Genomic DNA, 18,010 nt, shown 5'->3' with positions numbered 1-18,010 from the left:
AACAACGCCTATCTCGTCACGATACAGACCCGGTCGATCGGATCGGTCGGCACCACGCCAAACCAGACTGAGACCGGTACGGGGATCGACAGCTTGCCGCAATCCGATCCCGTGAAAAGCGCGGTCCTTAATCTCCCCGATGGAGATACGGCAAACGCCGTGCTTGATCAGCTGTCCGGCGAAATCCATGCATCCGTAAAAACGGCAACAATCGAGAACAGCCACTTCGTGCGTGACGCGGCCGGACCTGAGTCATTGTGCACTCCTTCTCTAAGTGTCTGTAAACATTGGAAGCGTCTCCGTGTCAGCAATGCGACACGGGCGGCCCTTTCGCGCTATCGCAGCTTGGACCGTCGCAGAAGTCAGGTCGCTGGCCCGGATTTGATACGGCGCGCCGGGAACCACCTGCTCGGCAGACAACATGTTCGTCTTGATAAGGTGGCGTATTTTGTGGTTCGTCACGCCCAAGGTCGCCGCCGCCTCTGTCATGGTCAGCCATTCGCCCTCTTTATCGGCTGATTTGTACGCGTGGATTGCGCGCACGCGCCTTACGGAAGCGACCCGGTGTGCCGTCCAAGTTTTTCCTTGCCCGGTGGGCAATCCCATTCGATTGAGCGACGCGGCGATATGTTCATCGGACCAGCGTCCTGCCATGCTCCGCATCACTGCCAAAGCATCTTCCGTTGTGGCGCACCCGTGTTCACCCGTCTGGGGTTTGCGAACCTTGAGCTCCGAATGCTGGCCGCCTTTCCAATGGATGGTCAGCACCACGTCGCGCACCTCATCATCGACATCGACAACAATGTCGGCGATCAATGTACGTAGCAGTTGCTGGCGCACGCGCATGGTGACATCCGGCGACTCCCAGGCTGCCTGCAGATTGTCGGCGAGGTTTGCGAAAGTGTCTGGGACAACTTCGATGGTTGAAGGACTTTCGGTCGGCCTACGCACTTCCAGATCACGGACACGGCGTAGCGCCGTTTCCCAATTCTTCTCAAGCTGTGCGGCTATCAGGCGGTTGTCAGGGTCGCATGCCGCATAGCGGCGCTCGGCGAGGCCAGCCTCGTAGCGGGCCTGTTGTAGCTCCAGATCGTGAATGTGGCGCTGGTCTTCCTGTCGCTCCCGGTGCATCCGCTCTGCTTCAAAAGTCGCCTCGATCGCTAATGGTTCTACCGCGCGCAACAACTCGCGCGCAACCGCCGCATCGACCTTCGAGCCGCCGAACGTCATGCAACGGGGCAAGCCCATCATCAGGTTCTGTTTATAGCAGCGGTAGACAGGATTTTGTGGATTTCCGGTATAAGCAACACTCAGTCGCCGTCCACACCGTCCGCAGGTTAGGAGACCCGATAAGAGCGCTTTGCCGCCGCGACCCGATTTAGTCCCGCCCGAGCGGCCATAGTTATTGAGCGCCAATTGCTGCTGGTTGCGCTCGTATTCGTCCCAACTGATATAACCTTCGTGATGGTCCCGGATCATCACCTCCCAAGTGCCGACGGGCTTGCCGTGCCCGTAACTGCGCCGAGCCCGTCCATCGACGATGGCAGTCCGCTTCTCGCTCTTTCCATAGACGTAAACGCCGGCGTAGAAGGGGTTTTTGAGGATGCCAATCACATTGCGATAACGTACTGGCTTCCATACGAAGTTGGTCATGCGCCCTTCATCCGACGGCCGCGGAAAGTGAACCTGATCTTTTGTCATCGACAGCAGCACCTGACGCGCACTTCCTAGCTCATGGAAGCGGGCGAATATGGATCGGATCACGTCTTGCAGACGCAGATCGGGGTCCAACCCAAGCCCAGCGTCCCGATGCCAAATGTAGCCGAACGGAACGGAAAGCCGCAATTCGCCACGGCGCGCCTTCGATCTGGCAGCATCAAGCATGCGGGCTCTCAGCACGCCCAATTCAAACTCGCTGATACTGCCCTTCATGCCTAATAGCAGACGGTCGTTGGGGCGGCATGGATTGTAGACGCCGTCATGGTCAATAACGCGGGCTTCGACCAGGCCGCAAAGTTCGAGCAGATGATGCCAATCACGTCCGTTGCGTGCGAGCCGTGATGCATCGAAGCATAGGACGGCACCAACCTTGCCGGCACACAGCAGCGCAACGAGTCGATCGAAGCCAGGGCGGGCGACAGTCCCGCTGGCAGAGCGCCCGAGGTCGTCGTCGATGGTCTCGATGTCACTGAAGCCGTGGTGTCGCGCGACGTCAGCAAGATCATACTGCCGTCGCTGGCTTTCAAGATTGGTCATGACCTGTGACTGCGTGGATTGCCGCACGTAAACGATGGCCTTGCGCGCGAGTAATGCTGCCGGCATTAAATCAGTGCTAGTCATCGTTTAGCTCCTCGATGACCAGACCTGCCGCCTGCATCAGCAGGCACGCCAGAGTTGACACCGCCTTCTTGCGATCCTTGTCGCTCAGTCCATCGATCGTCCGGGTTTTGAATATCAGGTCGAGCTGCCGGCCCGACGCCGGCACCAGCGTATTGCGGGATCTCATCATGGTCCTCCTGAGTGATTCTACGTCCACTTCGGAAGAGTGCCGCCTTCGCACCGCCTGAGACCAGTCTGTTCAGTTCGATCAGCGCCGCAAGATCGACGCGTGCCGTTCCCACGGTCATGCCGCTGCACACTATAGGATCAATCATCCAGCCCGAGATCGCGACCACGACACCTGGCGGCCCCAGAACCTTCAAAAACTGACCTGTCGCTCGTTCTTCGACACGGCAAATAGAAACTCTCTGGCCGAAATACGGATGCCAGCGGTAATAGACCTCGACGTCATCCCCGACATGGGCAGAATGAACGGGGCATTGCAACTGGCCGTATCCGCGAAGCTTTCTGCGGCGTTGCTGCCGAAGCGACGATCCATAGGCAGGAAGCGAGCGATGAGGACAGACAACGGTCGTCGACGGACTGCGGTGCCTCACCGGATCGCCCGGCGGTATGGGGGCAGGCTTTTGGATCCTGGGGACTCACGGATAGCGACGGCAACGCCGCAAAGATGAAGGGTTCGACCGGCGGGTTTATTGCCGGTGCGGACGCCGCTGTCTTCGACACCTGGCGCTTCGGCGTACTTGCCGGTTACGGTGACAGCAGTATCCGGGTCGACGATCGCAACTCTTCAGCGACGAGCGACGAGTATGATCTTGGATTCTACGGCGGCACACAGTGGGGTCGTCTGGGCTTGCGTACCGGCGCGACATACACCTGGCAGAACATCGACACCCACAGATCCGTGAATTTCTCGGGCTTCGGCGACAGCCTGTCGGGTGACTCGTGCCGGTGTGACCCAGGTATTTAGCGATCTCGGCTATCAGATCGACGCAGACAAGGTCGCGGTGGAACCGTTCGTCAATCTTGCTTACCTGAACCTCGATACCGATGGTTTCACCGAGCATGGCGGTGGAGCAGCGCTTTCCAGCAAGGGTAACACCACCGACACTTTCTTCACGACCTTGGGCACACGGGCTTCCACAGCCTTCGAATTCGGCGGTATGGATACCCTGGCTCATGGTTCTGTCGGTTGGCGACATACCTTAGCTGATACGGTGCCGATATCGACCTTGGCTTTCAGTGGTGGCTCGCTCTTCGATATTGCAGGCGTGCCGATCGCCCGCGATTCCGTGATCGTCAACGCCGGCCTCGACTTCAATGTAAGAAAGCATGCGACACTCGGAATATCCTATGACGGACAATTCGCTAGCAGTGCCATCGATCAATCTGTCGCCGGCACATTCAGCGTCAAGTTCTGACTGGATCTCAGCAACATGGAACAATCGTACTCCTGATACTAAGTTCGTATCTCATCAAGAGCCCGGAAACTGTTACGCTGTGCCCCTCGATTGCGCAGACTTGGCGTATTGGTCAGCCTTGCGGCGCCTTCCAGGTCAGATGGTAGGCACATTGGTCGTGTCACCGTCGGGCGGAACGAGCGGGAGCACGGCAACCGAAAGCCCGCCGATTATCAGGAACAAAATGGACATCGGCACGAAGGCGACAAGATATCCGCAAACTGTCGGCCCAGCGATCACGGCGAGAGAGAGTACGCAAAATACAGCGCCGGTACCTAGGGAAGGACGGGGATGGAAAAGCCGCATACTCCATACCAGAAGGCCGTTTCCAGGCAGGATCGACATCATACCGAACAACACCGCCGCGATGAAAACAGCGGGCAGGCTTTGCGGTAGCAGTGCAATCAGCACATACGACAAGCCGCATAAGGGAAGACTGACCAGCAACAGCACCCTCGACCCGAACCGCGCCACCAGTTCGCCGGCGAAGATTGTCGGCAGTCCGGCGATCCCGAGCAGCACCCAGAAAAGCTTGTCCGCCGGCGCGCTTATGCCTCCGGTTGAAAGGATGAGATCGATGGCGAAAGTCAGATAGACGCTGAGCAGAAGGCCATAGACAAAAGTAACGACATAGAGTGGCAAGCAGCGTGCGCGCGTGAAAAGCTCCCACCTAATTGCGATTTTCAGTCGTTCAGCTTGATGGAGGGGACGATCGGGGATCGCCCACCAGTTCCACATGGTAACGACAAGCGCAATTGCCGCCATTATGACCCAGGCGGTTTGCCATGACGTTTGCATGGAGAACGCGGCAAGCCCGGTTAAGATGAGCCCGGGTGTCGCTCCGGCATTCACAGCCCCGACGGTTCGGTGTTTCCATCGCTCAGGTAGCCATGCCTCTATTGCCTCAAAAGCAGCTGGCGAAAAGAAGCCTGCCCCGATACCGGAGAGGACGATCCCTGCGATCGCGACCCAAACATTCGACGTGATGCCAACGGCCAGAAGGCCGAGTGTCGTCACCGCTCCCGCGCCGACGATGAAGGTCCGTGGCCGAAAATGGACGGCTGATCCCGATGCTATCACAGTCGCCACGAGATAAACTGCAGCGTTAAGGCTGGCGATAAAGCCAAGGGTGCTGGTGTTTAGCCCGAACGTGTCGCGGATCGCGGGGAGAAAAAGACCATATGCATAACGACCCAGACCGTAGGCGACGCCCGTCATGGCAACGGCAGCGAAAGTAAAGGTTGCCGGGGAATACTCTGGACGTTGCACTGAATCGCTTTTCGACACGTCTGTCATGGATCACTCCAAGCTTGAGTTGGTCCAGCCATAAGAGATTATTGCCGCTGGGCTGAGAAACGAATATATCTAACCCCAGGATCAAATTTTATTTGAAGATAGGCGATGGCAAGACATATACCCGGCACCCGTTCTCTGCTTGTTTTGGATGCTGCCGCCCGACACCTTAACTTTACGCAGGCGGCCCATGAACTACAGGTCACTCCGGCCGCCGTGAGTCATCAGATAAAGGAATTTGAAGATCAGCTCGGCGTCGAGCTTTTCGTCCGCGCCAATAGATCCCTTAAGCTGACTGGAGCTGGCGAAATTTTTTTCGATGCCGCGCGCACGGCTCTAGAAGGACTCCGGCAGGCGGCAGGCCGAGCACGACGCCTTCAGGCACCGACTCGTTTGAGGGTGTCGGCACCAACTTCGATCGCGGCAAAATGGTTGTTGCCCAGGCTGCGCAACTTCACAAACCTGCAGCCACAGTTCGATGTCAGGATCAGCATTTCCTGCGACCAGCCGAATTTCGACCACGACGACACCGATCTGGCTATCCTGTTCTGTGACGGACAGGGATCGGAGCTGACGTCGGATCGCCTGTTTGATCATGCGATCTTTCCGGTTTGCAATCCCATTATTCTGCACGGCTCCGGAGCGGTTCACGACGTCGACGACCTGCTTAGACACACACTCATCCATGTCTCATGGAGTGGTCAGGGGGTGACGTGGCCCGACTGGGCCATGTGGATGGAAGCTGCCGGCGTCGGGGATTTCAAGGCGAAACCTGGGCTTTATTTCGAGAATACTGCACTTGCCATCCAGGCGGCACTCGAAGGCCATGGAATCGCCCTCGGCGACCTTTCCCTGGTTGCCGACGATCTTGATGCCGGCAGGCTCGTCCGACCGCTTCCTTTGACGATCGCCGGGCCACCGAACTTCGCGTATTTCATCCTGACGCCGACTGATACCGCCGCAGATCCACTTATCGCGAGCTTTCGGGAATGGCTGCTGGCCGAAGCGAAGACTACGCAATCGAAGAGCGCGCAGCTTCTACTGGCCGAGGAAAGATATTCCTCCTAGCCAAGAGTTGCACCACGTCCGAGCAAAATCGGAAAGCCAGGGACCGACGATCGCAAACATTTGACTGCCGCCCCAGCCTAAAATGCAGCAAAGCCTAGCAAGCTTCTGCTTCCGAGGCGCAAACAGGAGCGGGCACTTCGTAACGAAGAGCGCTTTCAACGAGACGCAAGCGTCAAGCGGCGGGGATTCCCGGTCAATCGATGGCCAACCGGCCGTAAGAGGCTTGCCTGCAGCTTTGCCATGTCACACCTGATCATCTGATCAAGAGGGTTTACAAGGAGGGCGAATGCAATAGTTGTTACTGCGCCTCAAATACTTGTTTTGGCGGTGTTCTCAGGATTTGAACTGGACGTCAGCGGTTAGGACCTATCAAGCGCATAAAAAAACGCGGTTACAGGGGCACCCTCCGTCCTCGTCGCACGACTTGAAGAATGATATCATTTATACTATATCGATATCACGGTAAGCGAGTAGATTGGATTGTATTAATGGCAGCGGTCACCATTCGAAACATTTCTGAGGAAACGCATCGGGCGTTACGCGCAAGAGCAGCTAACCACGGCCGCAGTACCGAGGCGGAAATTCGTGACATTCTTGAAGCCGCTGTACGGCCATCTGGACGCGTGAAACTCGGATCATTGCTCGCGGCCATCGGTCGTGATGCTGAGTTATCAAACAGCGATGTTGAAGCGTTGCAGCAACAGCGCGACAGGACACCAGCTGAACCGATGACTTTCGAATGATCTTGCTCGACACTAATGTGATATCCGAGCCGTGGAAACCGGCTCCTGATACTGCCGTGCTGACCTGGTTGGATGCACAAGCTATTGAGACGCTATTCATTTCCGCAATTTCAATTGCTGAACTTCGTTTCGGGATTGCCTCAATGCCGTCAGGGAAACGTCAGACAATTCTACACGATCGCCTTGAAGGTGAAGTTCTTCCGCACTTTGACGGACGCATTCTGCCCTTTAGCGTAGGTACCTCGCAATTTTACGCGGAGCTGATGGCCAACGGCCGACTATCCGGAAGGGCGATAGGGAAGGCTGACGGATACATTGCTGCGACAGCAGCAGAGAACCATCTCGTGGTTGCTACGCGAGATACGAGCCCATTTGAGGCCGCTGGATTGAAAGTGATCAATCCTTGGGTGGCCTAAGCCTCTAAAACTGTGGGTCCCCGGTTCAGCTCCTATCAAGAGCAAATCAACGTGGGGTACGGCGGAGCCATACCGATTGCTGCGAGTCTTTCTAGCAACACCAAAGCCGGAACTGTAACCTTCGACGGATTTGGCTGGATTTGGGCGTTTCAGTTACGGTAACCCTAGCAACGCAAAGCAATTTGCACGAGTGGGACAACTAGGGAAGGACGTCCGCATCTCCAAAAGCAGGACCTTGATGAACGCGGATATGATAGCCGCCTGGGCGGTGGAAAACGGATTCCATGCGATCGATTCGGGGAATTATCGTCGGCATGACGCTGCAGGCGTGATCACGATCGAGATAAAGAGGATGTCATTTCTCCTCATCGATGAGAGGCAAGGATTGCGACCGCGCCTCATGTCGCGGTTGTTCAAAGAAGTAACCTTTTCAAGTGGGACCGGCTGTTTGCAGGTTCTTCTTGACCGCTATCGCAACCATAGAGCCTGACGTGGTGACCGCAGGCCAGCCAATTCACCAAGGCGGTGGATCGGGCTAACGCGATGAGCACTGTCGCAAACGCGAAAAACTCTCAGTATTTCTTCTTGCGAACGATCTTGTTGGCGCGTCCGCTCACGACCCGTCTTCGGTCGCGATTTTCTGCAAGCGGGTTTCGCCTGCGTTCCAGGCGATCGGCCTCCAGGGCAGCCTCCGCGCCAATCCGAATGTCAAAGCGTTCCTGACGTTTCTCAATGAGGGAGCCCACTTCGGGACGAAGTGGTGTTTGCTGGACAGTAGTGTTGCAGCGTCTGGGCGCTATCACGTCAACAATATGCGGTGACCGCTATTGGAATCCAAAGCGAACGTTTGGCCGCTGATCAGCTCGTGAGTGCCAGATATGCGCGTTTTCAGGAGAGAAAGCCCCGCGAGGCAACTGTTGCTTGGTGACAACGCGGCAGCAAGGCGGGTGTTACCGCCTAATGTTGTCTAGGCGCGCCAAGCCGAACTACCGCATATCCGGTGCCACCAATCTCAATCAAAAGGTCTGCTCTCATTTCCCCATCAGTGACTACCTTGATTTTGGTCCACTTGTCGATCTTGGTATCGAGCGGGAGCGGCAATCCTTCTCGCAGCAGGAGGGTGAGGTCAGGTGCTTTTTCCGACTTATAGATGCAAATCCTCATCGCACGGAACCTAACTGCAGAGATATGTAGTGGCTATATTGCGACGCATTGTTGACTATTGCAATGCCGCAAAACCGTTCTCCAAATGCACCGATGTGTATTTTGTCTTCCTGTCCCTATACTCCCGCGTCTTCCTGCTTGGTTGGCAATCACCGTGACAGCCCTTTTTGCCATATTCGCTGACTGTCCTGCATGGTTCAGGCGAGGGATGGGGTGCCGAGAACCAGCGCTGCGGCGTAGCCGGACTCTGCGGCAGCCGACGCTAGCTCGACGACATCCGATGGCGCCGCCGCGCCGATCCCCACCATAAGCCCGTCACTGGGAAGCTCTGAGGCGGCGACCTCCATCAGCGAGCGCCGGGATTTCACCGACAGGGAAGTCTCTTCGCCGGTCGTCCCCAGGACGTTCAGAGCATCGCAGCTGGAAGCGAGCAGGCGCTGCAGTTTTTGCCCGCTGACCTCGGCGTTGAGCGAGGAAAGGGCGACCCAAAGAGCCGCGCCGGACGTCCGAACGGCACGGAGGCGAGCAGGGTCTCCGCAATCTCCAGCATGATTCAGACGCGATTCAAGAACTCAACCACTCGGATGGTTAGTAACGCGGTCGCATCCGCGTCGTACGACGGGAGCGAGCTGTCGGCGAAGTAGGTGCTGCGTTCTCGACCTTCTCCACAATCTCGCGGGCGGCGTCGATGTCGCCCCATTGTCCATACCGTGGATTAGCGTCGCAACGCCGTCAGGCCAGGGTCCGAAGGCCCATTCGCCAGTGATCGGCAGGCAAGATTTGAAGAGCAGGGCTCCGCGGGCTCCGGGACGTGTCTGTGCAAGCGTCTGCGCCGGTAGCACACCGAAGGAGAACCCCGCGTAGACGAGCTCAGGGGGAAGTTCGTTGGCGACGCGGACTCCGCGCTCCCGCATTTCGTCGAATCCGATTCTACCGATGTAGGCGAGACCCTCGTCGATACTCTGGAACGTCCGTCCGTCGAACAGGTCCGGCGTGTGCACGATGTGACCGCCGGCCCGCAAGACACCGGCGGACGCGCACACACCAGGGGTCAGCCCTTGCTTGCGCATGGTGGAACAGCAGACCTCAGCCATAAGTCATCTCTAAATAACCGATGAGGTGCGGCAGGTAAGGCCGGTTCGGGAGGCAGCCGACATATGGGTTGATGACTGCGGACCCTGGAGTTAACCTATTTGCGAGACGCATCCGATTACCGCTCGCGCTAGAGGTGGGGCCAACAGTATCCGAGCTTGCCGCTTAAGCATCAGCGCAGTCGACGGCCCGCTCTCATAGCGGTCTTCTGGAACGATTCCCGAGCAGTAGGCTTGTCCCATGTGTACCGAGTACGAACAACACATCAGCTACACCCAATACTGCAAGGTGATGCAGGATCTCGCGCTTGGCATCCCCACCCACCAATCGGAACTGGATATGCCGGCTGCCAACAACATCAAGATCGGCGAGATGGCCCCGGTCATCCGTGCTGCCGGCGATAATATCGTGGAGCTGACGCAGATGAAGTTCGGGTTTCCCCCAACCCGAACGCGCGGTCCCGTGTTCAACCTTCGATCGGAGCGGAAGCACTTCGGCGACAGCCATCGGTGTCTGATTCCGGCCAGCGCGTTCTTTGCGTATACGGGGAGGAAATACTCGAAGGCCAAACACCGTTTTGCGCTCGTGAGCGCGCCGCTGATGGCGATCGCCGCGATCTGGCGGCCCAGCCGCAAAGGCCAGCCTGCGGCGTTCACGATGTTGACAACGGAGTCGGGGCCGGATGTAGAGCCTGTTCACAATCGCCAGGTCGTCGTTCTTCATCCGCTAAGTTGAAAGGCGTGGATCGACCTTACCAAGCCAGAGGAAGAATTGTTAGGCCCGCTCCCGGTAGGCTCGCTGAGGGTGGAGACCCGCAGAGACCGGCCGACCGGCTCATAACACGCGAAGGAAAGGAGCCGGGATGGATGAGGCGCTCGGGACAGGTCGGACTTAGCCTCTTTGCGTATTGTCGGCGGGGGTCGTTGCTCTATCTCGCAACGCGAGCAATCATTCCATGTTAAAACGACACATCCGTTCGGCCGATCTGCCGCTCTTCTCGGATGATCTCGATCGGTGCCAGAAATATCCGACGAGGTGTCGATCGGTGCCGAGGCGAGATCATCGCCCGGCATCCGCGGGTGCTGGGAACGAGAAGACGTCGTCTTCGATCCCGTCCATGGCCTGCCGCTGACCGAGCAGAAGATCAATGCGCTGGAGCAGCGCCACTCCAGGGCTGGGACCTATCGGACGAGTTCGCCACGCTGCGCCGATTTTCTTTAGTAAATCTGCAAGCACCTCCATGGAAAACATCGTTGGCATTCTGAAACAAATCGAGGGGCGATATCTTCCTTGGCCGCTAGCGGTGGTCGGGGCAATCGTCGTGACAGCCCTTTTTCCATATTCGCTTGATCGTATTCGGCTAGAAAAAAGCCCGCGCAAGGCGTGCGGCGAGTGCGTCCAACTGCACAGGGGAAACGTCTGTGCATTGTACAAATCAGGCCTTGTCGGGGATCAGTCAACCCGCGCCTGCGCAGGCTGCGTCAAAGTCGAGAATCCTGAAAGTCGACCGGGCGCTCTGAGACGGAAGCAGGAGAGCCTCCAACGCCCGGCCCTAGCACCATTGGTCCGTGCGCCGCCATTATATACTGTTTCGGCCTGATTCCCACCTGGCTTAGCCGATCCACCCCGGCGCTCTGGCGATTTCGATGATGCCCCAAGCGAGACCGAGGACCCAGACGAGAGTGATAGCGATCATCAGGACTATGTCGGGGACGGCTCTGATCATGTTCTTTCGGAACTCAATGCAAAGCCCGTCTGAACGGGTAGCAACAGGCGGGCCTAAAAGGAAGCCATCAGCATGATGACAAAGGTTATATACAACCGGCGCCCGTTGATTCGCTTTGCGAAATACACTTAGTGGATCTATTTCCCCCGAAAGACCCGGTTCCGTGGAGACCAAATGCCTAAAAGCCGCCGTCTTTTAGCCGAACTGACGAGGGTGCGGTTTGCGCACCCGACCGATGTGCAACATCAAGTGTCAGCAGTTTGCCACCGCGTCTATCCAGCGACAAACGATCTAGAAGTTTTGCTAATTACTACCCGCGAATGCCATCGCTGGACCCTTCCGAAAGATCGACCGATGAGCGGGAAAGCGTCGCACGATGCTGCAAAGCAAGAAGCGCTGGAAGAAGCCGGGATCAAAGGCAAAGTCTCGAAGAGAATTTTTGGGCGTTTCACCTTTGTCAAAATGACTAGATGACTGACATACGGCGCCCTGCAGTGTTGAGGTCCATCTCCTGCGGGTAAAAAAAGCTTGCCAATGCATACAAGGAACAGGTCAACGCGTGCTCTATAGGTGTTTCTGTTTCGACGTCGCTATCAAAGCGAGGGCCCGAGCTAACGGACCGTTTCGTCTTCTGTATGACCGTCATCAAGCGGGTGGTTTGAAGCTGAGAGGCCGCGCCATTGCCAAGCGGATGCGACTGCGCGAGAAACTGTGACGCAGCTTAGACCTGTTCTTGGGAAGATTGCCGACGGCGTCGAGGAGATCGACGTGCTTGCGCTAGACTATCGACAACTGCATGCATTTTTCCTCTTTTCATTGAGGAGGCTGCGACTTGAGCGTGGCCGGTGAGCGATGCTCGGCGTGCTATTCTCTTCTTTCAGCCGTTCACACGTCGGCCGAAATCTCTTCGGTTATGACTTCGAAGCGCGTCAGTTTCGCTAGGCCGAACGCGGTAGTGAGTGCCACATCCGTCGCGTCCCGGCCTGTAGCCATCAGGATACGCCCTATGCGCGGTCTATTGTGCCGGGCATCGACCGTGTGCCAGTGACCTCCAAGGTAGACTTCGAACCAAGCACTGAAATCCATCGGGTTCGGGTCCTTCGGAACGCCGATGTCGCCTAGATACCCGGTGCAGTAGCGTGCCGGAACGTTCATGCAGCGGCAAAGCGTGATAGCCAGATGCGCGAAGTCACGACAGACGCCGACGCGGTCGTTATATCCGCCGAATGCGGTTCTGGACGGGTCCGCTTTCTTGTAATCGAAAGTGATGTGGCTGTGCACGAAGTCGATGATCGCCTGTACTCTGGGCCATCCGAGAGGTGTTAAGGAAAACTGCTTCCAAGCAAAGTCGGCCAGATGATCCGTATCGCAATAACGGCTGCCGAGCAGATAGACCAGCACGTCGTCGGGCAGATCCTTGATGTCGTGTTGCATTGCGTCGCCAGGGATGGGATCGGGCAGTCCGCTGTCATAGATCTCGAATTCGGTCGAGATCGTCGTCGCTCCAGTCGGCGCGACGATCCGGCTACAGGCATTGCCGAAGCCATCGATATATCCCCATGCCTCGATCGGCCTATCGAAATCCAGGACCTGATCGGTCAAAAGATCGGCGCGGCGGGACGGGTGAATGTTGAGGACCAGCAGCATCGGGGTCGGCTGCTGGCATTCATATCCCAGATGGAAACCCGCGCGTATTTTCATTGGCTTTTTCCTTTGGAGAGCTCTTTGGCGAGACCGCGATCGTGCAGCAAACGCCTGGATAGGCAAGCCGTTCCGTCAATTGCCCACGCTCACGAGCGATCATCCGTCGTGACATTGACCTGAACGGACATGCCGTCGAAATCAGAGGCCGTTCCATCATAGCTCCCCCAAAGCGGAACGGCTTGTCTCGGGTCTCGCGCCACCCCCACACGAATAAGGTCGCGGTTGCCGACAATGCCATTGGTCGGATCGAACTCCGCCCAGCCAGCGCCGGGCAAATAGATCTGGCACCAGGCATGGGTCGAACCGCCGCCGAGCGTTGTCGAGCCGTCGCGATCGGGAACGTAGATATAGCCTGTGACGAAACGCGCGGCGAGCCCGAGCGATCTGGCGGCTTCCATCATCAGGAGCGCGAAGTCTCGGCAGGTCCCTCGTCGAAGCTGCAGAGTCTCGAATGGCGTTTGCGTGCCATGCTCGTGCCGCCGAGCGTAGATAAAGCTCTCATGGATCGCATAGCACATCGTCATCAGCAGCCGCCCAGTTTCGGTGAGCTGGCCGATGCGAACAAATTGGCGAGCCCATTTGCCAACCTCGTCGCTTTGATCGGGATATTGCCGTTGAATAGTCTGCGTGAGATCCAGCATTTCGTCCGGATCGTAGGCGAAGGGATAAGTCAAAGCCTGCTGATCGATCTGTAAATCGATTGCGACATTCGGTGTGTGGTCGAGGCGGATAACCGTTTCGAAGCGAAGTTCTCGGGAGGCTTGGGCAAAGCCGATCACCGCGACGCAGTTTCCGAACACGTCATGGATCCATCGGATGTATTCAGGTTTAGGATCAACCTCCAGACGCGAACTCAAAAGCGTCTGGTCGAAACTGTCGCGGGGACGAAACATCAATCGATGCTCGCCGAATTCCACCGGTCTCATATAGCGATAGGCGGTAACATGCCGGACGGAGAATATCGTCATTGTCGATCCCGAATTGCGGACATGACAACATAAAGCAATTCGACCGCCCTTTGCGTGAGACCAATGAGAAGAATCGATTTGGCGCTCAAAGGTTCATGACGCTCCCCAGTCTCTCGCCTATTCCACCGCTCTCGGTGTCGCGGCAGGTGCCTTCAGTTTGACTGGCCGATAGGCGTGAGGCTGGCTCACAGGAAATGGCAGGAATCGGTCTTTAAAACAGAAGGCAGGATGTTCCGGTTTCTAGTTAGCGACTGGCCTTGTGGCGCTTGATCAGTACCCGCCATTCATTGTGCGCCTGCCTCATCGTGCCGTCCCGTTTTCTTTCACGAGCGGCGTCGGGGCGGCAGGGCGGCCGTGCGCCTGAAGAATGTGGTCAAGCAGACTACGGAACAGACGCGACATATGCCTTTCCCTGCGGAACAGGATATTCAAAGGACGGTCCGCCGGACGGTACGTTGCCATGAGGGGGCGCAGAAGGCCGGCGGCGACATCAGCCTCCGCGATCACATCCGGCAGGAGGGCGATGCCTATTCCTGCATTTGCCGCTCGGCGAAGCCCCTGTGCCCCGAAGGCTCGGAGGCGCCCTTTCACCTCTACTGCAACCGGCCCCTCCGGACCGAGCAACTGCCAGATCTCACGATCCTCAACTTTACCCGAACTGCCGTAGAGCAGGCAGTCGTGACCGGAAAGTTCGGATGGCGTAGTGGGAGCTCCTTTACGGTCGATATAAGACGGCGCGGCGCAAATCATCAATCCGTAAGGCTTGAGGGGACGTGCGACAAAGTCTCCGGTCGTTGGTTTGCCAAGTCTTATGGCGGCATCGAAACCGCCAGCGTCGATATCGACAATCGTGTCTGTAAGATCGACGTCGACATTCACATGCGGGTGGCCTTCGAGATAGGCGGCCAGTCCGGGGAGCAGAATTTCCGATCCGAAAATCACCGGCGCTGTCAGGCGTAGATGGCCACGAGGCTCGGCCTGTCGGGCTTCGGCCATCAGATCGGCCTCTGCCAGGCGATCCAGTATTTCGCGACATCGGGCAAGGTAATCGCGGCCGAAGGGGGTCAGATCAAGTCGGCGGGTGCTTCTGACAAGAAGCTTTGCATGCACCCTGCTTTCCAGTGCTGTGAGGCGATTCCCGATCTGGGTTGAGGTGACCCCCAGACGGCGGCCGGCGGCGGCCATGCTGCCCGTGTCGACCGCTCTGACAAACGCCTCGATTGCCGCGAGAACATCCATTGCCAAATATTCCTTGATACTGAAGCGAATGAGATAGCCATTATAGCGATTTCTGTAAGAGGTTAAGTCCTCCTTTCATGAAACGAAAGGAACAACTCCGATGATCAGAAACTCTCTGCTCGGCAGTCCTGCTCTCGCAGCGGCCTGCCTGGGCTTCGTGATTATCAGCCTCGATGCGACTGTTGCAAACGTGGCTCTTGGCGATCTCAGGGTGACACTGAACGCTGACCTGTCGTCGCTTGAGTGGATACTAAACGCTTACACAGTGACTTTTGCCGGACTTCTTCTCAGTGCAGGGGCGTTGACCGACAGACTGGGCGCTCGTCGCGGTTATCTTCTCGGCATCGCTCTCTTTCTTGTTGCATCGATCCTCTGCGGCGTGGCGCAAACCGCCGCAGAACTTGTTTTCGGCAGGGCGTTGCAAGGCGCCGGCGCGGCAGCCGTCGTCAGCGCCTCAATGGCTCTAATCGCGGTGAACTTTCCGGATCTAAAAATGCGGTCAAAAGCGGTGGCGGTCTGGGCGATGTGCGGAGGCAGCGCCACGGCTGCTGGTCCATTGGCAGGTGGATCGATACTTGAACTCTCCGGGTGGCGGACGATTTTTCTGATGAATGTCCCACTGTTGCTCCTCGCGTACCACTTTGGCCGTCTAACGGTGCACTCCCCCCAGAAAGGAAGGTCATTCGATTTCCTCGGCCAGGTCCTGGGCATCGTTGCTCTCGGGAGCCTCACAGCCGGCCTTGTTAAGGCCGGGCAGAATGGCTTTGGCAATCTTGAGGTCGTAGCGGCTTTTGCTGCATCGGCGATATCATCGGCCCTGTTCATCGCCGTCGAAAAGCGGCGTTCAGAGCCGATGATACCGACGTCGCTCTTTGCATCGTCTCGGTTCACGGCTTGCTGCGTGGCAGGCTTTGCTGTCAATTTCGGTTTTTACGGACTTCTCTTTGCCCTTAGTCTCAACTTTCGTCTCGGTGGTTTGAGCGCGTTTCAGACCGGGCTGGCACTGATGCCACTGACGCTTTGCCTGTCCGTTGCAAATTTCGTTGGCGCGCTGCTGATTGCCAGATTTGGCGCGCGACTTGCGATACTGTGCGGCCTGGGCGTGGCGGGCATCGGGTATCTGGGGCTTGCCGGCGGCGTGGGTCTTGATGGCTACGGGTGGACCATGCCAGGGATGTTGCTGATCGGAGCGGGGTCCGCCATAACCGTCACAGCGCTTTCCATGGAGGCTCTCTCAGCCGTGGATGCGTCCAACGCAGGTATCGCGGGCGCCACGCTCACCACGGCAAGGCAAGTCGGCGGGGCACTCGGTGTTTCATGTTTTGGCATTCTGCTGGGAGGCGTTGGACGGTCTGTCGAAGTCGATCGGCTGCAACTAGCTTTTGCCACCGCAACCTCTGTCATCCTTGTCGCGTTCATGCTTTGCTCGGTCGCGCTTCGCACCGGGGATGTGTCGACAGCCAAACCGGATGGAAATTCCGATGGCAATCCGCCCCCGGTTCCGAAATGATGTCGCCCCCTTTAGCAGCTATGGCGTGGGTGTTCTGCCGGTGTGAAGAAATCGCCTACTACGGGCGCTCGCCGGGTCGTTAGTTCGACTCCCATCAAGAGCAAGCAGTCCCGAGCATAGCTACATCGGGATGTGTCGACCCTCTCCTGCGCATCGCACAGTCGCCCAATCTCTCTGAAAGGGAGCTAACGGTGCTGATGTCAGTGAGCTGATACGGCAGCAGACGTGCTGTGTTCAGCCCTTTCTAGCCGCCGCGGTTTATATAGTCCCATTGCGAATTCGTCTGCACGCGCGGCCCCCAGTTCTGCGCGGCAGGCCTCGCCGAAATCGAGCAGGAAATTCATCGCGCCCGAGTGCGCCAGGTCCCGCATCTCGGAGAGCGAGCAATTTGGGGTAAGGTAGGTTTCCACGATCCTTGCCATTGCTCTCTCGGCTGCGTCCACCACGGGTCTCGACGAGATGAGACGCATCTGGGCGACCAGCGCATAAAGCAGCACAAGGTCCGAGACGTCGTCCTTCTGGTGACTGACTGCATCACCATAAAGCCTCGTGGCTTCTGCAATGAAATCCGAAAAAAGCTTCTCGCGCTTGGCGACCTCGATCTCGCGTTGTTTTTCCCTCACCTGCGAACGGTGAGTTATCCAGGCGGTGGCGAACGAGGCTAGACCGCCGATGGCGACGCCTGCGAGGCCGACCAGGGCTGAAATGTATGCGTCCATGAGAGTTTCCTTCGAGAGCGAACGCGGCGCGACCGTCGGGCGGGCGACAGACGAGGCGGCGTACTTCTATCCCGCAAGCGGCGGACCTACCCAGACACCGTCTGGCACTGTGGGGATCCCGTTCACCAATCCGTCGAGCATTCCCTGCAGGACGTTCTCAGTCAGCTCCTCCATCTTGTCGCTGGGACCGACCAGTCGGTCCACTAGTAGCAAAGTCAGGCCATGCATCTGCGACCAGAATACCAGGATCGCCCCATCCATCGCGCGGGTGTTGGGCTCGTCGTTTGGAATTTGCCGCCCCAGCGCGCCGTCGGAAATCGCATCAACGACCAAGGCTTTCATTGTGTAGGCCGCCGTTCTTTCGATGGCCGGGCGCCCTTCGTCCTGCGCCCCAAGGTAGCCCCCGAACATCAATCTGTAGAGCGCAGGATTGTCGACGCCGCTTTGAACATAGGCGCGCGCCATGGCTGCCAGCCTATCGCGTGGATCGTGCAGTTCCTTCGTCGCTTCAGCCATGCGCTTCGCCAGCAGCTCGAACCCCACAGCAGAGACGGCTGCAAGCAATTCA

The 18,010-nt window shown here is 57.6% G+C and carries 18 protein-coding genes and 3 pseudogenes; 10 read left to right on the top strand and 11 right to left on the bottom strand.

All coding sequences use genetic code 11. The features are described from left to right. Positions 1 to 270: 270 nt before the first annotated feature. Together DTW90_RS34270 and DTW90_RS37440 are read right to left on the bottom strand one after the other, a co-directional pair. The gene (locus tag DTW90_RS34270) at positions 271 to 2,340 is read right to left on the bottom strand and encodes a recombinase family protein (RefSeq protein ID WP_149344337.1); all 2,070 of its coding nucleotides are present in this window, start codon (positions 2,338 to 2,340) and stop codon (positions 271 to 273) included. After that, positions 2,333 to 2,506, bottom strand: a complete 174-nt coding sequence (locus tag DTW90_RS37440) for a hypothetical protein (protein WP_188080159.1) — start codon at positions 2,504 to 2,506, stop codon at positions 2,333 to 2,335. The genes DTW90_RS34270 and DTW90_RS37440 overlap by 8 nt, the downstream gene beginning before the upstream one ends. Positions 2,507 to 2,818: 312 nt before the next feature. Between DTW90_RS37440 and DTW90_RS38110 the strand changes: the two genes are divergently transcribed. Together DTW90_RS38110 and DTW90_RS38105 are read left to right on the top strand one after the other, a co-directional pair. Then, complete coding sequence (locus DTW90_RS38110; protein ID WP_149344336.1) at positions 2,819 to 3,310, top strand: autotransporter domain-containing protein; 492 nt, start codon at positions 2,819 to 2,821, stop codon at positions 3,308 to 3,310. Continuing rightward, positions 3,279 to 3,761, top strand: coding sequence for an autotransporter domain-containing protein (locus tag DTW90_RS38105; RefSeq protein WP_210251457.1), 483 nt, complete (start codon positions 3,279 to 3,281; stop codon positions 3,759 to 3,761). The genes DTW90_RS38110 and DTW90_RS38105 overlap by 32 nt, the downstream gene beginning before the upstream one ends. 135 nt (positions 3,762 to 3,896) lie before the next feature. On the opposite strand, the gene DTW90_RS34250 is transcribed toward DTW90_RS38105, so the two are convergent. Next, positions 3,897 to 5,096, bottom strand: a complete 1,200-nt coding sequence (locus tag DTW90_RS34250) for an MFS transporter (protein ID WP_149344332.1) — start codon at positions 5,094 to 5,096, stop codon at positions 3,897 to 3,899. A 105-nt stretch (positions 5,097 to 5,201) separates the two neighbouring features. Between DTW90_RS34250 and gcvA the strand changes: the two genes are divergently transcribed. The 4 genes from gcvA to DTW90_RS34230 all read left to right on the top strand — a co-directional run bounded on the left by gcvA (position 5,202) and on the right by DTW90_RS34230 (position 7,810). Continuing rightward, on the top strand, positions 5,202 to 6,161 hold the full coding sequence (gene gcvA, locus DTW90_RS34245; protein WP_149344330.1) for a transcriptional regulator GcvA: 960 nt from the start codon (positions 5,202 to 5,204) through the stop codon (positions 6,159 to 6,161). Between the two features lie 488 nt (positions 6,162 to 6,649). Continuing rightward, entirely contained in the window at positions 6,650 to 6,904 is a 255-nt protein-coding gene (locus tag DTW90_RS34240; RefSeq protein ID WP_149344329.1) for a plasmid stabilization protein, read from the top strand. Beyond that, positions 6,901 to 7,320 carry a type II toxin-antitoxin system VapC family toxin gene (locus tag DTW90_RS34235; protein WP_149344327.1) on the top strand — a complete coding sequence of 140 codons (420 nt, stop codon included), beginning with the start codon at positions 6,901 to 6,903 and terminating at the stop codon, positions 7,318 to 7,320. The genes DTW90_RS34240 and DTW90_RS34235 overlap by 4 nt, the downstream gene beginning before the upstream one ends. A 238-nt stretch (positions 7,321 to 7,558) precedes the next feature. Further along, a complete protein-coding gene (locus DTW90_RS34230; RefSeq protein ID WP_149344325.1) occupies positions 7,559 to 7,810 on the top strand; it encodes a hypothetical protein in 252 nt (83 codons plus the stop codon). 82 nt (positions 7,811 to 7,892) lie between these two features. On the opposite strand, the pseudogene DTW90_RS37935 reads toward DTW90_RS34230, so the two are convergent. The 3 genes and pseudogenes from DTW90_RS37935 to DTW90_RS34215 form a co-directional block, all read right to left on the bottom strand. Further along, positions 7,893 to 8,006 (bottom strand): annotated as a pseudogene (locus DTW90_RS37935) (GTPase RsgA); the annotation flags it as partial. Between the two features lie 675 nt (positions 8,007 to 8,681). Beyond that, entirely contained in the window at positions 8,682 to 8,927 is a 246-nt protein-coding gene (locus DTW90_RS37930; RefSeq protein WP_281407602.1) for a dihydrodipicolinate synthase family protein, read from the bottom strand. A 110-nt stretch (positions 8,928 to 9,037) separates the two neighbouring features. Then, positions 9,038 to 9,554: pseudogene (locus DTW90_RS34215) on the bottom strand (dienelactone hydrolase). Between the two features lie 262 nt (positions 9,555 to 9,816). On the opposite strand from DTW90_RS34215, the gene DTW90_RS34210 reads away from it, so the two are divergent. From DTW90_RS34210 to DTW90_RS34200, 3 genes and pseudogenes are all read left to right on the top strand, one after another. Then, complete coding sequence (locus DTW90_RS34210) at positions 9,817 to 10,311, top strand: SOS response-associated peptidase family protein (RefSeq protein ID WP_348642683.1); 495 nt, start codon at positions 9,817 to 9,819, stop codon at positions 10,309 to 10,311. A gap of 311 nt (positions 10,312 to 10,622) precedes the next feature. Continuing rightward, a pseudogene (locus DTW90_RS34205) lies at positions 10,623 to 10,787 on the top strand (IS21 family transposase); the annotation flags it as partial. Positions 10,788 to 11,476: 689 nt separating this feature from the next. Further along, on the top strand, positions 11,477 to 11,776 hold the full coding sequence (locus tag DTW90_RS34200; RefSeq protein WP_149344321.1) for an NUDIX domain-containing protein: 300 nt from the start codon (positions 11,477 to 11,479) through the stop codon (positions 11,774 to 11,776). A gap of 411 nt (positions 11,777 to 12,187) precedes the next feature. Here the strand turns inward: DTW90_RS34200 and DTW90_RS34195 are convergent, their stop codons facing one another. The 3 genes from DTW90_RS34195 to DTW90_RS34185 form a co-directional block, all read right to left on the bottom strand. Further along, positions 12,188 to 13,003 (bottom strand): transglutaminase family protein, encoded by an 816-nt coding sequence (locus DTW90_RS34195; protein ID WP_132528705.1) that lies wholly within the window; start codon positions 13,001 to 13,003, stop codon positions 12,188 to 12,190. Positions 13,004 to 13,092: 89 nt separating this feature from the next. Then, positions 13,093 to 13,974, bottom strand: coding sequence for a transglutaminase family protein (locus DTW90_RS34190; protein ID WP_149344319.1), 882 nt, complete (start codon positions 13,972 to 13,974; stop codon positions 13,093 to 13,095). A gap of 300 nt (positions 13,975 to 14,274) precedes the next feature. Continuing rightward, the gene (locus tag DTW90_RS34185) at positions 14,275 to 15,213 is read right to left on the bottom strand and encodes a LysR family transcriptional regulator (RefSeq protein ID WP_149344317.1); all 939 of its coding nucleotides are present in this window, start codon (positions 15,211 to 15,213) and stop codon (positions 14,275 to 14,277) included. Between the two features lie 100 nt (positions 15,214 to 15,313). Between DTW90_RS34185 and DTW90_RS34180 the strand changes: the two genes are divergently transcribed. Beyond that, on the top strand, positions 15,314 to 16,723 hold the full coding sequence (locus tag DTW90_RS34180) for an MFS transporter (RefSeq protein ID WP_149344316.1): 1,410 nt from the start codon (positions 15,314 to 15,316) through the stop codon (positions 16,721 to 16,723). A 200-nt stretch (positions 16,724 to 16,923) separates the two neighbouring features. Here the strand turns inward: DTW90_RS34180 and DTW90_RS34175 are convergent, their stop codons facing one another. Both DTW90_RS34175 and DTW90_RS34170 read right to left on the bottom strand, forming a co-directional pair. Beyond that, the gene (locus tag DTW90_RS34175) at positions 16,924 to 17,442 is read right to left on the bottom strand and encodes a hypothetical protein (RefSeq protein WP_246665161.1); all 519 of its coding nucleotides are present in this window, start codon (positions 17,440 to 17,442) and stop codon (positions 16,924 to 16,926) included. A 66-nt stretch (positions 17,443 to 17,508) separates the two neighbouring features. After that, positions 17,509 to 18,010, bottom strand: a 502-nt coding sequence (locus tag DTW90_RS34170) for a TetR-like C-terminal domain-containing protein (RefSeq protein ID WP_149344315.1), incomplete at its 5' end; no start/stop codon positions are given.

This window comes from Neorhizobium sp. P12A (assembly GCF_008365395.1).
Taxonomy (GTDB): Bacteria; Pseudomonadota; Alphaproteobacteria; order Rhizobiales; family Rhizobiaceae; genus Rhizobium.
This window is presented reverse-complemented; position numbering and strand designations above follow the sequence as displayed.

Bases quoted from the DNA above. Each gene is read 5' to 3' on its own strand.
- DTW90_RS34270 (WP_149344337.1), bottom strand. From the start codon at position 2,340: ATGACTAGCACTGATTTAATGCCGGCAGCATTACTCGCGCGCAAGGCC.
- DTW90_RS34190 (WP_149344319.1), bottom strand. From the start codon at position 13,974: ATGACGATATTCTCCGTCCGGCATGTTACCGCCTATCGCTATATGAGA.
- DTW90_RS34185 (WP_149344317.1), bottom strand. From the start codon at position 15,213: ATGGATGTTCTCGCGGCAATCGAGGCGTTTGTCAGAGCGGTCGACACG.
- DTW90_RS34175 (WP_246665161.1), bottom strand. From the start codon at position 17,442: ATGGACGCATACATTTCAGCCCTGGTCGGCCTCGCAGGCGTCGCCATC.
- DTW90_RS34180 (WP_149344316.1), top strand. From the start codon at position 15,314: ATGATCAGAAACTCTCTGCTCGGCAGTCCTGCTCTCGCAGCGGCCTGC.
- DTW90_RS34240 (WP_149344329.1), top strand. From the start codon at position 6,650: ATGGCAGCGGTCACCATTCGAAACATTTCTGAGGAAACGCATCGGGCG.
- DTW90_RS34195 (WP_132528705.1), bottom strand. From the start codon at position 13,003: ATGAAAATACGCGCGGGTTTCCATCTGGGATATGAATGCCAGCAGCCG.
- DTW90_RS37440 (WP_188080159.1), bottom strand. From the start codon at position 2,506: ATGAGATCCCGCAATACGCTGGTGCCGGCGTCGGGCCGGCAGCTCGAC.
- DTW90_RS34235 (WP_149344327.1), top strand. From the start codon at position 6,901: ATGATCTTGCTCGACACTAATGTGATATCCGAGCCGTGGAAACCGGCT.
- DTW90_RS34200 (WP_149344321.1), top strand. From the start codon at position 11,477: ATGCCTAAAAGCCGCCGTCTTTTAGCCGAACTGACGAGGGTGCGGTTT.
- DTW90_RS34230 (WP_149344325.1), top strand. From the start codon at position 7,559: ATGAACGCGGATATGATAGCCGCCTGGGCGGTGGAAAACGGATTCCAT.
- DTW90_RS34210 (WP_348642683.1), top strand. From the start codon at position 9,817: ATGTGTACCGAGTACGAACAACACATCAGCTACACCCAATACTGCAAG.
- DTW90_RS34250 (WP_149344332.1), bottom strand. From the start codon at position 5,096: ATGACAGACGTGTCGAAAAGCGATTCAGTGCAACGTCCAGAGTATTCC.
- gcvA (WP_149344330.1), top strand. From the start codon at position 5,202: ATGGCAAGACATATACCCGGCACCCGTTCTCTGCTTGTTTTGGATGCT.